We start from the raw sequence: 17,717 nt of genomic DNA, 5'->3' as shown, positions 1-17,717 counted from the left end.
CGATGTGCCGCACCTATGAAGCCGATATAAGCACCGATCCCCGCATCCGCATCCGTGCACGCCCACAGGCACAGCGCTTGCCGCATGCCGTGCTTGTCCAGGAGGAATGCAAATGAGCAAGCAGGATGTGCCAGGCGTCGGTCCGTATGGCGGACCGGCAGGCGGCTGGGGTGCGTTGCAGGCGGTGGCTCGCGCGCTGCGCCAGCAGATGGGCGTCGCGCGCGAAGCGAAGATGCTGCTGAAGGTGAACCAGCCGGCGGGCTTCGACTGCCCTGGTTGCGCATGGCCCGATCCGCGCAGCACGTCGTCGTTCGAGTTCTGCGAGAACGGAGCGAAGGCGGTGTCGTGGGAGGCGACCACAAAACGAACGACCCCCGAATTTTTTGCGCGACACGCCGTCAGCGAGTTGTGGAACTGGTCCGATTTCGACCTGGAGGACCAGGGGCGGCTAACGCATCCGATGCGTTACGACGCCGCCACGGACCGCTATGTGCCCGTCAGCTGGGAAGATGCGTTTGTGCGCATCGGCACCGCCCTGCGCGCGCTGCAGGACCCGAACATGGCGGAGTTCTATACGTCGGGCCGTGCATCGAATGAAGCCGCGTTTCTGTATCAGCTGTTCGCGCGCCGCTTCGGCACGAACAACTTTCCCGACTGCTCGAACATGTGCCATGAGGCGACGAGCGTCGGCTTGCCTGAGTCGATCGGTGTCGGAAAAGGTACGGTGACGCTTGCCGATTTCGATCATTGCGATGCGATCTTTTGCATCGGGCACAATCCCGGCACCAACCATCCGCGCATGCTCGCAACGCTGCGCGCGGCGTCGCGGCGCGGCGCGAAGATCGTCGTGTTGAATCCGTTGCGCGAGCGCGGACTCGAACGTTTCATGTCGCCGCAAGATCCCGTCGAAATGGTCACGGGCCGGTCTACGGCAATCGCCACCGATTACCTGCAATTGAAAATCGGCGGCGACGTGGCCGTGCTGAAAGGCATGATGAAGACGCTGCTGGCGATGGATCGCGCGAACCGCGCAGCACGTGGCGAGGGCGTGTTCGACCGGCCGTTCATCGACGCGCACACGGCGGGCTTCGACGAACTGGTGAGCGACCTCGATGCAACTTCGTGGGCCGATATCGTCGGCACGGCGGGCGTGTCGCGCGAAGAGATAGAGAAGATCGCGGACGTGTATGCGCAAGCGCGCGCCGTCATCGTCTGCTATGGCATGGGCATCACGCAACATCGCAGTGGCACGGCCAACGTGCAGCAGATCGTCAATCTGCAGTTGTTGCGCGGCAACCTCGGCCGTGACGGCGCGGGCATCTGCCCGCTGCGAGGCCATTCGAATGTGCAAGGCGATCGCACCGTCGGCATCACCGAGGTGCCACCGGCGCCGTTTCTCGATTCGTTGCAGCGCGTGTTCGGTTTCGAGCCGCCACGAGAGCATGGACATGGCGCGATAGCCGCCATCGAAGCCATGCGGGATGGCCGCTCGAAGGCGTTGATTTGCCTCGGCGGAAATCTGCCTGTCGCAATGTCGGACCCGCAAGTGTGCTTCGACGCGATACGGAAGCTGGATCTGGCCGTGCACATTGCGACCAAGCTGAACCGCTCGCATTTGCTGGCTGCCAAAGAAACATTGCTGTTGCCGTGTCTTGGCCGCACGGAACTGGACGTGCAGGCCGGCGGTCCGCAGTCGGTCACCGTGGAAGACTCGATGTCGATGGTGCATGCATCGCAAGGGTCGTTGACGCCTGCATCGGAACATCTTCGCTCCGAGCCCGCGATAGTCGCCGGCATGGCCAAGGCGACGCTCGACGATCCTTTGCTCGATTGGGACGGCTGGATTGCCGATTACAGCCGCATTCGCGACAAAATTGAAGCGGTCTTCCCTTCGTTCGAGGGGTACAACGAACGAATCCGCGAACCGGGTGGCTTCCGGCTGTACAACGCCGCGTCCGCGCGGCAGTGGAACACGGCATCGGGCCGCGCGCTGTTTGTCACGCACAAGGGCGTGATGGAAGACCCGCGACTCGGCAGAGCCGACGCGCTAGTGCTCGCAACCATTCGCAGCCACGACCAGTACAACACCACCATCTATGCGCTGAATGACCGCTATCGCGGGATAACGGGCCGCCGGGACGTCGTGTTTGTCAACGAACAGGATCTGGAGGAGCGCGGCCTGAAGCATGGCGATCTCGTCGACCTCGAGACGATCGAGCATGCGGTTAGTGTCGGCGGATCGCGCAGGCTGTGTGGACTGACAGCCGTCGCATACGACATCCCTCGGGGCTCAGTCGCCGCGTACTACCCCGAGGCGAACGGGCTCGTCAGTCTCGGCGACAACGATTCGCGCAGCGGCACTCCGTCCTACAAGTCGATTCCTGTGCTGCTTTCCCTTAGCCAGGGCGACTGTTTGCCGGAGGCGGCGGTGGCCGCGTGGCGTCATGACGATGTTCGCGACAATCGCACGGGCGCGGCTGTCGCCGCAGAAGACGGCGGGCGCCGCGCGGACCGTTCGACGCCTGCGTGAGCGCTCTCGCATGACGCCGTGTGGAACAGAGGACAACCATGAGCGTGCTGCGCTTCAGCCTTAAAAGCTCCGACGGTAAGGTCGCTCATGACGATGTTCCGCGGTCACGGGAACAGCGGATGCTGCCTTCATCGAACAACATGTAGAGGCCGGTGAGAGTCAACATGCGCATCGCCCAGGTTTCGACGCTCTACGAACGCGTGCCGCCCGTGGCCTATGGCGGCACAGAGCGCGTGGTCTCGTGGCTGACGGAAGAGCTGGTGGCAAGGGGACACGACGTGACGCTCTTTGCGAGCGGCGATTCGACGACGGGCGCGAAGCTCGTGCCGGTATGTCAGCGGGCGTTGCGCGAAATGGAAGGCGCAGCCGACCCGGCGGCGTTCCACCTGGCGATGCTCGAACGCGTCGTGCGCAGCTCGGAAGCCTTCGACGTGGTGCACTTTCATACGGACTATGCGAGCTTTCCGTTTGCCCGTCGCCTTGCGTGTCCTCACGTGACGACATTGCACTGGCGGCTCGACATAACCGGACTGGAAACGATGTACCGCGAGTTCCACGACATGCCCGTCGTGTCCATATCGAATGCTCAAAGGTCTCCGCTACCGTGGCTGGCATGGCAGCGTACGATCTATCATGGATTGCCGCCCGATCTCTACCGGTTCAATGCGCGCCCTCACGACTACCTCGCTTTCGTCGGGCGCATCGCGCCGTCGAAAGGGCCGGGCGCCGCGGTCGAAATCGCAAGGCGAGCAGGCACGCGCATCGAGATCGCCGCCAAGATCGACGAAGGCGACCGCGCGTACTACGAGCGCGACTTCGCGCCGCTGGCCGCTGAATCGCACGTGTTGTTTCGCGGAGAAATCGGTGACAGCGAGAAGAGCGCGTTTATCGGTGGCGCGCGTGCGTTGCTGTTTCCGATCGATTGGCCGGAACCGTTCGGACTCGTGCTCGCCGAGGCGCTCGCATGCGGGACCCCTGTCATCGCGATTGGCCGCGGCTCCGTGCCGGAGATCATTGAAGACGGGGTCACGGGCTTCGTCGTCGACAGTATCGATGATGCCGTCGATGCCGTGAAGAAGCTGCCCGATCTCGATCGCGTCCGTTGCCGCGCCGCATTCGAGAAACGCTTCACGGCAGCGCGCATGGCGAGCGAGTATCTCGACGTGTACAACACGCTAGCCAGGTCGGCGCAGGCTCGACGCCAGTGAGACGAGAGGCTGACCATGCGATTTCTTGCGCTTGCGACTGATTACGACAACACAATTGCGACGAATGGCCGTGTCGCAGATGCGACGTGGGCTGCAATCGACCGGCTGCGCGAGTCGGGACGCCATGCGGTGCTGGTGACGGGCCGCGAACTTTCGGATCTGATGACGGTATGCCCGCACGTCGACAGGTTTTCGCGCGTGGTGGCGGAAAACGGCGGCGTGCTTTACGACCCTGCAACAATGGAATCGCGGCTGCTGGCCGATCCGCCGCCGCAGTCGTTCGTCAATGCATTGCGAGAGCGAGGACTGGCGAACTTCAGCGTCAGCCAGACGCTCGTCGCGACGATGAAGCCGAATGAGATCATCGCGCTTGAATTGATACGCGACCTCGCGCTGGACCTCCACGTCGTCTTCAACGGAGATGCCGTCATGATCGTCCACCCGGGTGTGAGCAAGGCATCGGGCCTGCTCGCTGCACTCGACGAACTGCAGCTTTCGGCGCTCAACGTCGTCGGCGTGGGGGACGCGGAGAATGATCACGCGCTCATTAGCGCATGCGGCATGGCCGTGGCTGTCGACAATGCACTGCCCGCGCTCAAGCAGCATGCCGATCTCGTCACTTCGCTGCCCGATGGCCAAGGCGTATGCCAACTGATCGACGCGATCATTGCCGACGATCTGCGCAGCCGCTCGTCGTCGCTGGACAAGTGCAGGCTGCCGATAGGCGCGCGCCATGACGTGGCGGGCGCGGAACCCGTTTCCATCGACGCTTATGGAAGCGTTGTGCTCGTGATAGGCGGGTCGGGATCGGGGAAGTCAACGGCATCCGCGATGCTTATCGAGAAGCTGGAAGAGGCGGGACATCAGTTGTGCATCTTCGACCCTGAGGGAGACTGCAGCAACGATGAATACACCACGGTGGTGGGCAGCGCACGCAGTGCGCCCGACGAAGAAGAGGTGCTGCAACTGCTGCAGGATGCGCGAGGGCAACGCGCGGTCGCCGTCAACATGATGCGCGTTGCGCCCGGCGAGCGCCCGCAGTGCTGCGTGCAACTTCTGTTGCGGTTGCAGGCGCTGCGCGCCAAAACGGGGCGGCCGAACTGGCTCGTATTCGACGAAGCGCATCATCTGTTTCCCGCACAATGGGCATCCGCAGACGGAACGATGCCGGACTTCGAATCAGGGTTGCTGATTACCGTCAACGCGGATCAGCTTGCACCCGCCGTGCTGCGTCAGGTCAATGTCGTGATCGCGACGGGCGACGATGCGTTGGAAAGGCTCAAGTCGTTTGCGACGGCGACGGGCAACGAGCCGCCGGATGGGCCCTCGTCTGCTGTCTCGCGCGGCGAGGCACTATTCTGGCGACCGTCTGACGAAGTTGCCTGCGTGGTGACGCTCGAAAAAGGCCACAGACAGCAACGCCGCCATCGGCGTAAATACGCGGAAGGCCTTCTCATTCCGGAGCGTAGCTTCTATTTTCGCGGGCCCGGCGACAGATTGAATCTGCGCGCGCACAACCTCGTGCTTTTTATCGAACTTGCTGAAGGCGTCGATCGGGATACCTGGCTGTATCACCTGAGGCGGGGCGATTATTCGCGCTGGTTCCGTGAAGTCATCGACGACGACGATCTTGCGAACGAGGCATGCGAGATCGAACGGGACGATTCGCTCACGCCGAAGGAAAGCCTTGAACGCATGCGCGGCGCTGTTTTCCGTCGTTACACGCAACCGGAAAATCCAACCTTGCCGAAGCTCGAACCGTAGTGACCGAATGGACCTTCACGAAAGCCGCCTTTCGTTGCCCGAGCGGTAAATGGTCAGGCGATAGACGCGCGAGCATATGTTCATGCAATGACATGCGCGTGCCGCGATGTGCGAAAAGAAACGCCGCTCCCGTGTGTCCGCTAGGTACCGATGATGGCATCGGTGCAGCTGCGTAGCCCGACGTAAAGATCCAGATAGTCGTCCGCCATGCGCGCGGCCGTGAAGCGCGACTCGAACGCGCGGCGGCATCGTGCACGGTCGAGCGCGGGCAAGCGCGTGACGGCCGCCGCCGCGCCGTCGACATCGTCGACGAGCCATCCGCTTACATCATCTTCGACCACTTCCTGCATCGCGCCGCGCCTGAACGCAATCACGGGCGTCCCGCAAGCCATTGCTTCGATGGCGACGAGACCGAATGGCTCTTCCCACTCAATCGGAAGAAGTAGCGCGGCTGCGTGGGATAGCAGGCGCTCGCGCGCCTTGCCTCGCGTTTCGCCAAGGTATTCGACGGACCGGGAGTTCTGTTTCAGCAAAGGCTCGATTGAATCATGGAAGTATTCGCGTTCACCTGGATGAACGACGCCTGCGATCTTCAGCGGCAGGCCTGCCAGTCGCGCGATTTCTACGGCGAGATCAGGACGCTTGCCAGGGATGATGCGGCCGAGAAAGAGCAGATAGTCGTCTGGTTTCGTGTTGAGCGGGAACAGGTTGGGCGGAACGCCGTGGTGAACGGTGCGAACCCAGTTCGCCCACGGCACGGGTTTGCGTTGGCTGTTGGAAATCGAAACGAGGGGTGCGTCGGAGAATTCCCGCAGCAGCGGCCCGTGGTCGGACGGAAGCAGCAAGCCGTGCATCGTCGTCACGCAGGTACACCCTAAATGGCGCATGAGCGGGAAGTGGATCGGCTCGCCGTGAAAATGGAGGATATCGAAGTCGTGGCAAAGGCGTGCAACCTGTTCCAGTTGGCGCACATGGTGGGCCGATGTGTCCCAGACGTTCGGGTCTCGCCACAGTGCGCGTTCGCAACCCGCCACCAATGTCGCCGAGGTATCCGAGTCGGCGCTTGCGAAGAGTGTCACGTCGTGACCGCGACGAACCAGTTCCTCCGTGAGGTAGTGGACGATGCGTTCCGTCGCTCCGTAGGCAAGCGGCGGCACCGACTCGTATAGGGGCGCTACCTGGGCAATGCGCATGTCTTTTCGCCTCCCGTATCTGGCAAGGAACGCCGTGCGCGCATGTCGCCCGCGCCGGACTCGTGGCGCCTGCGAGATTCGTCCGCCGCGCGTGACGGCCGATCGGCTTGCTAAACGTGGTTCGCCATCGAGCAGTTCCTTGCATGACGTGTACCTGAATGAGCGGGGCAAGTTGCGGCAGTGAGAGAGGCTAACGATGTGACGGGGGGTATCCGGATGTGATGACTCGCCATTTGTCCGGCAAGGAGGCCGCGCAGGGGACGGCTCCAAAATGCTGAAACAGGCTGACGAGTGGCGCGGCGCATCGAACGTCGAGGGCGCTAAACCAGGCCCAGAGATTTTCCTGGACCCGAGGGTCCGCGAGCGCATCGTATGGATAGGCAACGGTTGCCTGCAGCATGGCAAGCCTTTCTACCGCCATGCGCATACGGGCCGTGTGACACGACTGGCCGATCAGTCTGTCGAGCGCGCGCAGCATCGCATTGCGTGTGCTCGCTGGTCTGCAATTGGCCAGCAGCACCTGCTGAACCAGATAATAAAGAGGTGCTCTGCAATCCTGCGGCAGCCTGGTTAGCAACGCGCCGCAATGGACATCCGCGACGCACCTTGCGTCCGAGGCGAACATCAGGCAGGCGAGCCTTGCCCATTGTCGCCGGGTAAGCCGCTGCCGCTCCTCGTTGGGATCGCCGCACGCGAGTGCCGCAACACGTGCATAGTCTTTGCGTCCTTTTGCCTTGTTGGCCCGTGTGCTTAACACCACGAGATTGCCGACAGCATAAGCGCCATCGTTGTTGATGCGATCGACGGACCAGTCCGTGTCTGCCAACGTGGCGTGCGTCAGTGGCGAGAGCACGACGGGACAGAAGTCCGCGTCGATGGAGCGCAGATAGTCCGCTGTAACGCCGGCGTCGACCGCACGTCTTCGACGTAGCGCGCCCACACGCAGTTGCAGCCACTTTGCCGTAAACCGATCACAGCGATGCTGCGGGAAAGGAAATTGCAAATGGCCAGCCCTGTAGCCGTCACGCAGCCCGGGCAAAGCAACGTCCTTGGGCGCCGTCCTGCCGAAGCGGGCGAGATCCCAACCGAGATCGAAGCCTATTGCAAAGAACTCGCTGTCGGCCATTCGGTGCGCGCTCCAGGTGGAGTAGAAAACGACAGTTGCCGCAACGCGCACGTGGTGGAACGACGAAACGTCGGGCGTCGCTTCAGGACGAGCAACCCATGTTCCGTGAGCCCGATGTTTTCGACAGGCCTGGAAAGCATGATCGGTCGCCTGGGACGAGGTGCGCTGTCGATCGTCGAGGTGGCAGCTAAAGCCGCGCAGGCAGTCGACGCGTTATGTCGCAACCTTGTATTCGACGGTCGCGTAAAGCAGCTTTCGCGAGGCGGATTCAATAAAAGCCGTTCTGCGCAAGCAAGCGGCAAACGTAAGAGCGTGGCTTTTCCGCCAACGCCAGGGGGCGGTGGCGATGGAGAACATACCGTCCGTATTCACGGCGACGCGACATACGCGCATTGTCGCTGACCTGTGGCGGCCTCTGTCCCTCAGCCTCGAGCGCGACCGACCCTCCTGGCCGTCCCGAGCCACGCCAGCCTTGACTGCGCTGCTCGTCCCTGCGGGATCGCCTGTACCCGGCGTTGCGGCACGCCGCTTGCGGTACGCGTTGCGCTCGCGCCCGCGTGCTGCGTAGATTCGAAAGGGAGGAAGCGATGAATGTGGCGAGGCAAGTAGTGTCGTTTCTCGGCTCGCGCGGCCTGAAACTGGTCACGGCCGAATCATGCACGGCCGGGCTGATCGCATCGTGTCTGGCCGAGGTGCCGGGCAGCGGGGCATGCCTGGACGTCGGGTTTGTCACGTATTCGCCGTCGGGCAAGGCCGGCTTTCTCGGCGTGCAGCACGCAACGATGCAGGCTCATGGCCTGACGAGCGAACCCGTCGCACGTGAGATGGCGGAAGGAGCGCTGCAGCAAAACGCCGTTTGCGCTGACGTGGCTGTGTCCAACACGGGTGTTGCCGATGCCGTGCCCGCGAGCGGACCGCCTCCCGGTACGCAATGTTTCGCCTGGGCCTACCGGAGGCGCGATGGGAGCATCGCGACGTTCACCGAGACGCGCCGGTTTTCGGGCAGCCGCAATGAGATCAGACGTCAAGCCGCGCGTTACGCACTGTCTCGCGTCGAGCACTATTTCAATGCCCTCGGTGCCCGCCGATGAGCCCGCACACGTGTGCCCGACGGGCGGTCCGGGCGTTAAGGTCAGCGACGCGTGTTCTCGCCGCAATAACGCCGCAATAACGCCGCAATAACGCCGCAGTAACGCCACAGTAACGCCGCAATAACGCCGCAGCGCAAAGCGCATTACCGATACGGAGATCGAACATGACTGTCGATGTGTCAGCATTCCAGCGCGACTGGCAGCAGCAGGTGATCCACGAGCTATGCGTCGCTGCGCATTTCGACGCAAACGCCGAACGCGAACGGCGTGTCGAGTTCCTCAGCGATTACCTGTATTCGAATGGGCTGCGTACCTACGTCCTCGGCATCAGCGGAGGCGTTGACTCGTCGACGGCGGGGCGGCTGGCGCAACTCAGTGTGGAGCGGCTGCGGGCGAAAGGTTATGAAGCGCATTTTCTCGCCGTGCGTCTGCCGTACGGCGACCAACGCGACGAAGCGGATGCGCAGCACGCGCTGCACTTCATCCGCCCGGATGAGGCGTTGACGGTCAATGTGAAAGAACCGTCCGATGCGATGCTGTCCGCGCTCAAGCGCGCAGGCGCACAGTACACCGACGACTTCCAGGAAGACTTCGTGCTCGGCAACATCAAGGCGCGGCAGAGGATGATCGCGCAGTACGCGATCGCGGGTGCGAGAGCGGGCGTCGTGATCGGCACCGACCATGCGGCCGAGTCCCTGATGGGCTTTTTCACCAAGTTCGGAGACGGTGCCGCGGACATTCTTCCCCTCGCCGGGTTGACCAAACGACGGGTGCGGGAGTTGGCGCGAGCGCTAGGCGCGCCCGATCAGCTGGTGATGAAGGTGCCGACCGCCGACCTCGAAACGCTGACGCCGCAACGACCCGACGAAGACAGCTATGGCATCGCCTACGACGACATCGACGATTTCCTCGAAGGCAAGTCCGTCAGCGACGAGGTCTTGACCACGATCCGGCGCTTCTACATGGCGACGCGGCACAAGCGCGCATTGCCCGTGACGCCGGACTGAACACAAGCCAACGTATCGCTGCGCTGCGTGGGCGGGCCGACGGGCAAACCCGCATCGAGCGGACCACGACGCGGGTCGCCGTCGCTGCTAACGCGCAGCGATCATGCCGATGATGATGCCGCCGAGCATCGCGTACGCGATCGACTTCCATGGACTGTCGTGAACGAACGCATCGGTCGATGCAGAGGCTTCGTGATAGCTATGCGCAACCGCCTCGCGCGCGTCCGCGAGTCGCCCCCTGACCAACCGCAGACGCGGCGCCTCCCCGCGCTCCTCTTCTGGCTTTCCGGCCGTCGCGCTGGTCGGAAACGAGTAGGTATCGGCGGTCGGCTGCGCGAGTACGGCCGGCGCGGCCGCCTGAACCGTCGCCTTGCTCACGCCTTGTTGCGGATCTGAAGCGCCCAACACGTCATTCGATTCAACCTTGGTATTCATCGCTGCTCTCCTCTCCTGATCTGTTGCCGGACTGGGAACTGTCAGAAGAGCAAGGCTTGTACCGCGAACCGATGTCTGCGGTGCAGCAACGGCCTCGAGCGCGATACGGCACAGGCATGCGGGATGCAGTGTGTCCCCGGTCGCCGTCGTGGTGATTGCAGCCGAGCGCCATGACGACGAAGATCCTGAAAGATGTTTTTATCCATCGGCTGTCCGACATTCACATTGCCGAAAGGCAATTGACGAAGTCGCTGTAGAAGTTGGCGCGTGCGGCGCTTTTCTTCTCGTACCGACGCCGCCCAATGGCTATGCGTGAACCGACTATGGATACTGCGAAGTATGAGATGTGGGGCACTAGGCGCCTCGCCAGAGAGAATGGAGATGCGCGGGTGCTGGTGGTCGACGACGATCCAGGCGGCCGCGGCGCCATCGCAGCGTATCTGGCACTCGAAGGGATGGAGGCGCGCGGCGTCGCGAGTTGCGACGAGGCGCTGCTGGTTTCTTCGGAGTGGGAGCCCGATATTGCGGTGCTGGACATCATGATGCCCGTCCATGACGGGTTCCAGACTGCGCGGGCACTGCGCGCGAAATTCGACGAAAAGATCTTGATCGTTGCTTTCACGGCGACGGATAGCGTATTCGTGAAGTCGCATTCGGACAGTTGCTGGCTGTTCGATGGTTATTGCCAGAAAGGCATGCCGCCGATGCACCTCGTCCGGGTACTGGAAAGTCTGCTAGCGAGCAAGCAACGACGGCAGTCGCCCGCGTGAAACGGATAGACGAGCGCCACTTCCGGCCATTCATCATGACGCGTTCGGTCTCCGTGGCCCGGAAAATCTGACCCGTCTTCATCCAGATCCCTCCGTTGCAATATGGGCGTTGTACGGCACGAGACGGCATTCCGCGCGCTAGCGCCAGTACCTTGCTGGCGAAGTTCGATGGACACTCCGCTGTATTCGGTTAGACTGCGGTTTTCAGTCGGCGGACCGGATGCACTAGCGTAGACGTGCGTTGAAGGTCACGCACGTGACTGGTCGACGCTAACTCTCTCTCACGGATGCATGCAATGGATAACACGCTTGCGCGGTTAAGCAGCGACGTTCCAGGACTTGACGAGATCTGCGGCGGCGGGCTGATCGCCGGCTCGTCGTACATCATCCAGGGACGTCCAGGCGCGGGCAAGACGATCCTCGCGAACCAGATCGCGTTCGCGCAGGCCCGACGCGGCAGCAAGGTGCTCTATGTGACGTTGCTCGCGGAATCGCATGACCGCCTGTTTCAGTCGCTGTCCGCGCTCGACTTTTACGACGCGCAGCGGGTCGGCAAGGATCTGACGTACATCAGCCTGTTTCGCACGTTGCTGGACGAGGGGCTCGATGCGCTCGTCGCGACGCTGCGCGGTGAACTCGCGCGCCAGAAAGCGAGCATTCTGATCCTCGACGGCTTGCTGAATGCGCGCGAAAGCGGCCAGAGCAATCTCGACGTCAAGACCTTCGTGGCAGAACTGCAGGGCCACGCTGCATTTACCGGCTGCACGGTGCTCTTTCTGACGAGCGCGAGAATCGACGAGTCCAGCCCCGAACACACGATGGTCGACGGTGTCCTGCAACTCGAGGAAAGACTGTCCGCGTCACGCACGGTGAGGCAGATCCGCGTCGCCAAGTCGCGCGGCAGCGGCGCGTTGGGCGGGTTGCACCTGTTTGAGATCTCGCAGCGAGGAATCGACGTCTATCCGCGCCTCGAGGCAGCGCTCGCGTCTCCTTCGGTTGTCGAGCGGCCGGTCACGGCGCGCCTGACCACGGGGGTTGCGGGCCTTGACGAGCGGCTCGGCGGGGGCTTTCCGCATAACTCGGTGTCGGTACTCGTCGGGCCTGCCGGCAGCGGCAAGACGACATTCGGTCTCACCTTCCTGAAAGAGGCGACACGCGAGCGGCCCGGCGTTCACTTCGGCTTCTATGAAACACCCGGACGCCTTTGTACCAAGGCGCGGGCGCTCGGAATCGATTTAGAGGGGCTGGCGGCGTCGGGCGCGCTCAAACTGCTGTGGCGTCCTCTCACCGAAAACCTGCTCGACAAGCTCGCCTACGATCTGCTGCGGGCGGTTCGCGAGACGGGCGCCGAGCGGCTCTTTATCGATGGCCTCACGGGCTTCGAGCGGGCCACGGTCGATCCGCATCGGGTCGTCGAATTTTTTTCCGCGCTGACCAACGAACTGCGCGCCGTCGGCGTAACGACGGTCTGCACGTGGGAGGTGAAAGAGCTGTCGGGGCCGTGGGTGACCAATCCTTCGCCCGAGATACTGAGCCAGCTGGACAACGTGATCGGCATGCAGCACGAGATGACGGGCGGCACGCTCAAGCGCAGCATCACCGTGCTGAAAGTCCGCGACAGCGTTTTTGACACGTCGGTGGCAGAAGCCGTCATTTCGAAGGAGGGCGCGGGTCTGCAGGTGACGGGCACGATGCCGGGCGGCCGCACGGCGGCCGAACGCGGGGCCGGACACTAACCGGGCGTGAGCCAGCGCATGACAACCCTGGTCGTCGTCGATGACGAATCCCTGGTCACTGACTTTCTGACGTTCTTGCTGGAGGGCGAGGGCTTTACGGTCCATGTCGCCACGAACGGCAAGGAGGCACTGGACGTGATCGGCCGCGTACGTCCCGTGCTCGTCATCACTGACTTGATGATGCCGGTGATGTCTGGCCTGGAGCTTGCGAAAGCGCTACGGGCGCAACAAGCATTCGTACGGCTGCCCGTCATCCTTTGCAGCGCTGCGGCGCATGCCGTCGCGCAGGATGACCGGCGGCTGTTTTCGGCAATCCTTCAAAAGCCGCAGGCGCCCGCCGCCTTACTGGCCGTCGTGGCGCAGTACGCGCGTGCGGCAAAAAGCGACCGCGAAACGGATTCTGAAGAGCCGTAAAGCGGGCGCGGCGGGTTGTGTCGGGACATGTGCAAAGCGCGCGTCCCTTCTCGGTGTCAGCTAGAGGATCTTATCGGTGGCGAGCAGTCCATGACGCGTGTCCTTCTTGTCGACGACGAACCGGAGCTGCTCGAAGCATGGAGCTTCGCGCTCGAATACGTCGGTTACGACGTCGAGCGCGCTCGCGAAGGCCGGCAAGCCCTTGCCGCGATCCAGCGTCAGCCGCCCGATCTGCTGATCACCGATCTCATGATGCCGGGCATGAACGGCGAAGACCTGTGTCGCGCACTGCGCGACGATCCCCGCTGGACAGACATTCCCATCGTCCTCCATACGTCGGCCTATGTCGGCTCGAACGACGGCACGGCGCCGTGGAATGCCGTCCTTCGGAAGCCCGCGCGGATGGAGGATTTTCTGGCAACCGTTGCAAGACTTACTCAAGGGTGACCGACCATGTTCGCCAACCGGAGCGGGAGTGGACGCGCCATCTGCCTGGTGCAGCAAGCGTGATGGAAGCGCGTTCAATCGGCACGGTGGCGCTTGCCCAGACGGAAGCGCAGATGCGGCTGTTCGACAGGTTGCCTGAACCGTATCTCGTGCTCGACGGCGCGCTGTCGGTGGTGACGGCGAACGCGGCGTGGCGCGAGTTGTTTGCGCCTGACGATCTGCGTCAATGCGAGCAGTGGCTCAGCACGCTCGCGATGGAGCTGCGCGCCAGCGATCGCCGCGTGTCTCCCGTCTTCCGGCTCGATGTCGGCGCGGAGGAAACCGACGAAGGCGAAAGGCGGCCACGGTACTGGCAAATGCATGCGTTCCTGCTTCCCGCGACGCCGCATGATCGGGCGCTGATCGCCGTGCGCTTCGACGACGTCACCGCCCGCACGTTGCAGGAAGACGAGGACCGGCGGGAGAAGGCACTGCTGCGCTCGCGGGCGAGGTTGCGACAACTTCTCGTCAAGGAAGCTGGCGAGCGTCTCGACGATCACGCGAGCAAAGTCGAATGGGCACTCGCGACGGCGGGTGTGGGAGTCTGGCAGGTCGACGTGAGGAGCGGCATCATCGACTGCAGCGAACGATGCCTGCGCGACCTCGGACTCGGTCAGACGGCCGCGTTGACCAAAGAGAGCCTGCTGGGCGAGCGGACCGGGCAGTTCGTCGCGAACTGGAGAGTGCTGCAATCCGGTCATCCCGTGGAGTTCGAGCTGAAAGTGCAGGCGTCGCAAGGTGCTTGGCGCTGGGTGCTGATTCGCGGTGTCGGCCAGTTCGACGACGAGGGCACGATGCGCTCGGTGATGGGATTCACGCTGGACATCACGGGCCGTAAAGAGCATGAACTGGAACTGGACGCAGTCGCGGGCGCGGAGCGTTCGGAACGCGAGCGCAGCGATGCCTTCGCAAAAGCGATGGATCAGTTCATCGCAGCCGTCAGCCATGAATTGCGTTCGCCGCTCAATGCGATCGTGTCGTGGGCGGAACTGCTTCAGCTCGTCGCCGACCCTGCGAATGTCGCGCGGGCGGGCGAAGCGATCCGGCGCAATGGCCGGCAGCTGTCACGCATGGTCGACGACCTGCTCGACAGCGGCGCGGTCGGCACCGGAAAATTGTCGATGAACCTGCAGCCCGTCGACCTCGGCGCGCTCGCCGCGACGGTGGTGGAAGACACGCGCAAGCTGATCGAACACAAGGGCTTGCAGCTCAGCACGGCGGACATCTACCCTTGCACCGTCATGGCCGACGACAACCGGATGAAGCAGGTTGTCTGGAATCTGCTGACCAACGCAGTCAAGTTCACCGATGCGGGAAGTATTCAGGTGTCGGTCATTCCAGAGGGCGACTATGTGGAACTGATCGTCCGCGACACGGGACGCGGCATCGAGGCAGACGCAATGCCTTTGATATTCGACCGTTTTCAGCAGGTCGCGCCCAACTCGAGCGGTCGCGTGGGCGGGCTCGGGCTCGGGCTGTGGCTGGCGAAGCACATCGTGAATCTGCATGCGGGCACCATCACCGTTACCAGCGAAGGGCTCGGCAAGGGCGCACAGTTTGTCGTCCGCATTCCTGCGCTGACGACGCGCATCGATTGACGCTTCGGACAATCGCACTTTTCTGGCCGTCGATCGCAACACACGTTCGACGCAATACGCAGCGTGACGTGAAGCGACGGTAACTACGCCTTCGCGCGCTTGCGAGCCGTGCGCGTCGGCTTCCCGGCGAGCGCGCATTGCTGGATCACGCGCTGCAGATGGTCCGGACCGGCCGTGATTGCGCTGAGCAAGGTCATCAGCACGAAATCGATCAGCTTTGGAATGGCGACCTTGGTGTCCGCGCGCGGCGCGCGGTTCGCCAGAAGCAGCGTGGCGAGGCCATGTTCCATGCTCCACGCGGCGTGGGTTACCAGCTTGAGATCGGTCTGGGTCCAACCCGTCTCGATGGCCAGCGCTTCAATCGTCTCCGAAAACAAGCCGAAAGAGCGGTTACTTTCCTCGATGAGTTCCGGATACGCTTGATGCGCGACGATGCGAGGCCCGATCATCAGGCCGAACAGCCCATTGTGGCGCTGCGCAAACTCAACATACACACGCATCATCCGATACGCTTTGGAAAGCGCTGTATCCTCGCTGTCACGGATGGCAACGCGCAGCGCAGCAAGGTCGCGATAACCGCTCGCCGCGATCGTGGCCAGCAGTTCGTCGATACCCGAGAAATGTCGCGAGGGCGCGGCTTCGGATACGCCCACCATGCGCGCGAGGTAACGCAGACTCAGGTCTTGTGCCGATACGTTCATGAGCGCGCTGCGCCCCGCTTCGATGAGCGCGTTGCGCAGATTGCCATGGTGGTAATCCGCATTCTTCGCAATAGATGGCTTGGGACTCACGTGACCTTCGTGCGTGGAGCAAAAGAAGGAATCGATTATAAATTCTGCGCAAAGAGCCACGCAATTTTTCCGATGCTGCGTAAGCAGGCGCGTCGCTACGCTTATTCTAGCGGGCTGGTGGTGCGGCCGGCTCCGCGCGACGAATACCCGTGCGCCCGCGTCGGCATCGACTCATAACGTCGGGCATCGAACCGTTACATCGTCGTCATGTGATCGCTTCCGGACAATCTGTTGAACGCCGAAAAGAAGAACGACCACGCCGAGCGCCTGGACACCGGCGATCATGATGAACCCGCTCGCATAGGTACCCGTAGCGTCGCGGACATATCCAATCAGAAAGGGCGTAACGAAGCCGGCGACGTTGGCCACGGAACTGATCAACGGCACGCCAACCACTAGTGTCTTGCCGCTGAGAAAGCCGACAGCCATTTGCCAGAACAGCGTGATTCCCGCTCCCGTTCCTGCGAAGCCTAGAGCAAGCAGGAAAAACGTCGCGGCGGTACTGCTGTGCCACACGCAAACCAGTCCCGACAGGCTCACGGCAGTGAAAACGGACGCCAGCGCACAAAAGACCCGTCGACGCTGCGCACTGCCCCCGATGCTGCAGATGGCCACATTGCCCAAAGCCCCCAACACGCACGCACCGGCGACTGCGCGGCCAATCTCTCTGAATCCGCCGAATCCCGCCTCGCGAAGTATCGTCGGCGAGAAGAAAAAGAGTGCTGCCGTCGCGGCCAGGAGGCAGAAGTACGCGGCGCTCAAGATCCAGACAGCGGGGTTGCGCAACAGAGGGCGCTCGTCGTGGCCGGTATTGCTCATCGTTTCGGCGTGATGCCGCAGATCGTCCTCGACGAGCGTCCGCTGTCGCGCCGAGAGCCACCTGGCGCCGCGAGGCAGATCGGGAAGCAGCATGAACGCCACGCACGCCAACACGACGGTAGGGATGGCCTGAGCGAAGAACATCCATCGCCAGCCCTGGAAGCCGGCCATTCCGTTCATATGCTCAAGCACGAATCCCCCCCGTTAAACCAATTGCGACCGTCGAAAAGAGCGACCCTGAGTGGAAGATGCTGAAGTTGCGCGTGCGCCTTTTCCCCGCAAACCATGCATTGAAGTACAACACGACGCCCGGGTAGAAGCCCGCCTCGAACACGCCGAGCAGGAACCTCAACACGTAGAAGGTCGGTGCGTTGTTGACGAACGTCATCGCGACACTCGTCAGTCCCCATGCGAACGCGATACCCGCAAGCACGGCGCGTGCGCCGAACTTCTTTTGCAATATCGTAGTGGGAACGCCGAACAGCACGTAGCCGACGAAGAAAAGGCCGGCGCCTAATCCATAGACCGTTTCGCTGAATCGCAGATCCACCACCATTTGCAGCTTCGCAAAGGCAACGTTCGATCGACCGACCCACGCGAGCATCCATAGCCCGAACAGGATCGGCAGTATTCTCCATTGCGCCGAAGCGTAGGCCTTGCGAAGCAGGGCGTCGTCATCTGACGATGCCTCCTCTGTGTGAGCCTGATTTATCACTTCCATTCGGTCCTCCCATCTCTTGGGTCGATAC

The 17,717-nt window shown here is 62.6% G+C and carries 17 protein-coding genes; 11 read left to right on the top strand and 6 right to left on the bottom strand.

Going from position 1 to position 17,717, the window contains the following annotated elements:
* The first annotated feature begins 112 nt into the window (after positions 1 to 112).
* From H3V53_RS00505 to H3V53_RS00495, 3 genes are all read left to right on the top strand, one after another.
* Complete coding sequence (locus H3V53_RS00505; protein WP_336596215.1) at positions 113 to 2,530, top strand: FdhF/YdeP family oxidoreductase; 2,418 nt, start codon at positions 113 to 115, stop codon at positions 2,528 to 2,530.
* 164 nt (positions 2,531 to 2,694) lie between these two features.
* Complete coding sequence (locus H3V53_RS00500; RefSeq protein WP_336596214.1) at positions 2,695 to 3,738, top strand: glycosyltransferase family 4 protein; 1,044 nt, start codon at positions 2,695 to 2,697, stop codon at positions 3,736 to 3,738.
* Positions 3,739 to 3,753: 15 nt separating this feature from the next.
* Complete coding sequence (locus H3V53_RS00495) at positions 3,754 to 5,502, top strand: HAD family hydrolase (protein ID WP_336596213.1); 1,749 nt, start codon at positions 3,754 to 3,756, stop codon at positions 5,500 to 5,502.
* A gap of 140 nt (positions 5,503 to 5,642) precedes the next feature.
* Here the strand turns inward: H3V53_RS00495 and H3V53_RS00490 are convergent, their stop codons facing one another.
* Together H3V53_RS00490 and H3V53_RS00485 are read right to left on the bottom strand one after the other, a co-directional pair.
* A complete protein-coding gene (locus H3V53_RS00490; RefSeq protein ID WP_336596212.1) occupies positions 5,643 to 6,695 on the bottom strand; it encodes a glycosyltransferase family 4 protein in 1,053 nt (350 codons plus the stop codon).
* A gap of 190 nt (positions 6,696 to 6,885) precedes the next feature.
* Positions 6,886 to 7,821, bottom strand: coding sequence for a hypothetical protein (locus tag H3V53_RS00485; RefSeq protein WP_336596211.1), 936 nt, complete (start codon positions 7,819 to 7,821; stop codon positions 6,886 to 6,888).
* A gap of 138 nt (positions 7,822 to 7,959) precedes the next feature.
* On the opposite strand from H3V53_RS00485, the gene H3V53_RS00480 reads away from it, so the two are divergent.
* The 3 genes from H3V53_RS00480 (at position 7,960) to nadE (ending at position 9,919) form a co-directional block, all read left to right on the top strand.
* Positions 7,960 to 8,223, top strand: coding sequence for a hypothetical protein (locus tag H3V53_RS00480; protein WP_336596210.1), 264 nt, complete (start codon positions 7,960 to 7,962; stop codon positions 8,221 to 8,223).
* Positions 8,224 to 8,408: 185 nt separating this feature from the next.
* Positions 8,409 to 8,912 (top strand): CinA family protein, encoded by a 504-nt coding sequence (locus tag H3V53_RS00475; RefSeq protein ID WP_336596209.1) that lies wholly within the window; start codon positions 8,409 to 8,411, stop codon positions 8,910 to 8,912.
* A gap of 164 nt (positions 8,913 to 9,076) precedes the next feature.
* Positions 9,077 to 9,919, top strand: coding sequence for an ammonia-dependent NAD(+) synthetase (gene nadE / locus H3V53_RS00470; RefSeq protein WP_336596208.1), 843 nt, complete (start codon positions 9,077 to 9,079; stop codon positions 9,917 to 9,919).
* Between the two features lie 87 nt (positions 9,920 to 10,006).
* Here nadE and H3V53_RS00465 read toward each other — a convergent pair whose 3' ends face one another.
* Positions 10,007 to 10,354, bottom strand: coding sequence for an ElaB/YgaM/YqjD family protein (locus H3V53_RS00465; protein WP_336596207.1), 348 nt, complete (start codon positions 10,352 to 10,354; stop codon positions 10,007 to 10,009).
* 323 nt (positions 10,355 to 10,677) lie between these two features.
* Between H3V53_RS00465 and H3V53_RS00460 the strand changes: the two genes are divergently transcribed.
* From H3V53_RS00460 to H3V53_RS00440, 5 genes are all read left to right on the top strand, one after another.
* Entirely contained in the window at positions 10,678 to 11,124 is a 447-nt protein-coding gene (locus H3V53_RS00460; RefSeq protein WP_336596206.1) for a response regulator, read from the top strand.
* Between the two features lie 296 nt (positions 11,125 to 11,420).
* A complete protein-coding gene (locus H3V53_RS00455; protein WP_336596205.1) occupies positions 11,421 to 12,860 on the top strand; it encodes a DUF7125 family protein in 1,440 nt (479 codons plus the stop codon).
* 18 nt (positions 12,861 to 12,878) lie between these two features.
* Positions 12,879 to 13,274, top strand: a complete 396-nt coding sequence (locus tag H3V53_RS00450; RefSeq protein WP_336596204.1) for a response regulator — start codon at positions 12,879 to 12,881, stop codon at positions 13,272 to 13,274.
* 90 nt (positions 13,275 to 13,364) lie between these two features.
* Positions 13,365 to 13,721: a response regulator gene (locus tag H3V53_RS00445; RefSeq protein WP_054925813.1), complete on the top strand. Its 357-nt coding sequence runs from the start codon at positions 13,365 to 13,367 to the stop codon at positions 13,719 to 13,721.
* A gap of 62 nt (positions 13,722 to 13,783) precedes the next feature.
* Positions 13,784 to 15,358, top strand: coding sequence for a sensor histidine kinase (locus tag H3V53_RS00440; RefSeq protein WP_336596203.1), 1,575 nt, complete (start codon positions 13,784 to 13,786; stop codon positions 15,356 to 15,358).
* A gap of 83 nt (positions 15,359 to 15,441) precedes the next feature.
* Here H3V53_RS00440 and H3V53_RS00435 read toward each other — a convergent pair whose 3' ends face one another.
* The 3 genes from H3V53_RS00435 to H3V53_RS00425 form a co-directional block, all read right to left on the bottom strand.
* Positions 15,442 to 16,149 carry a TetR/AcrR family transcriptional regulator gene (locus tag H3V53_RS00435; RefSeq protein ID WP_336596202.1) on the bottom strand — a complete coding sequence of 236 codons (708 nt, stop codon included), beginning with the start codon at positions 16,147 to 16,149 and terminating at the stop codon, positions 15,442 to 15,444.
* Positions 16,150 to 16,320: 171 nt separating this feature from the next.
* Complete coding sequence (locus H3V53_RS00430) at positions 16,321 to 17,160, bottom strand: MFS transporter (RefSeq protein ID WP_336596201.1); 840 nt, start codon at positions 17,158 to 17,160, stop codon at positions 16,321 to 16,323.
* On the bottom strand, positions 17,153 to 17,689 hold the full coding sequence (locus H3V53_RS00425) for an MFS transporter (RefSeq protein WP_336596200.1): 537 nt from the start codon (positions 17,687 to 17,689) through the stop codon (positions 17,153 to 17,155). The genes H3V53_RS00430 and H3V53_RS00425 overlap by 8 nt, the downstream gene beginning before the upstream one ends.
* Positions 17,690 to 17,717 lie beyond the last annotated feature (28 nt).

Source organism: Paraburkholderia bengalensis (genome assembly GCF_037126505.1).
GTDB classification, from domain to species: domain Bacteria; phylum Pseudomonadota; class Gammaproteobacteria; order Burkholderiales; family Burkholderiaceae; genus Paraburkholderia; species Paraburkholderia bengalensis.
The sequence above is the reverse complement of the archived record's forward strand: the minus strand, read 5'-3'. Positions and strand labels throughout refer to the sequence as shown.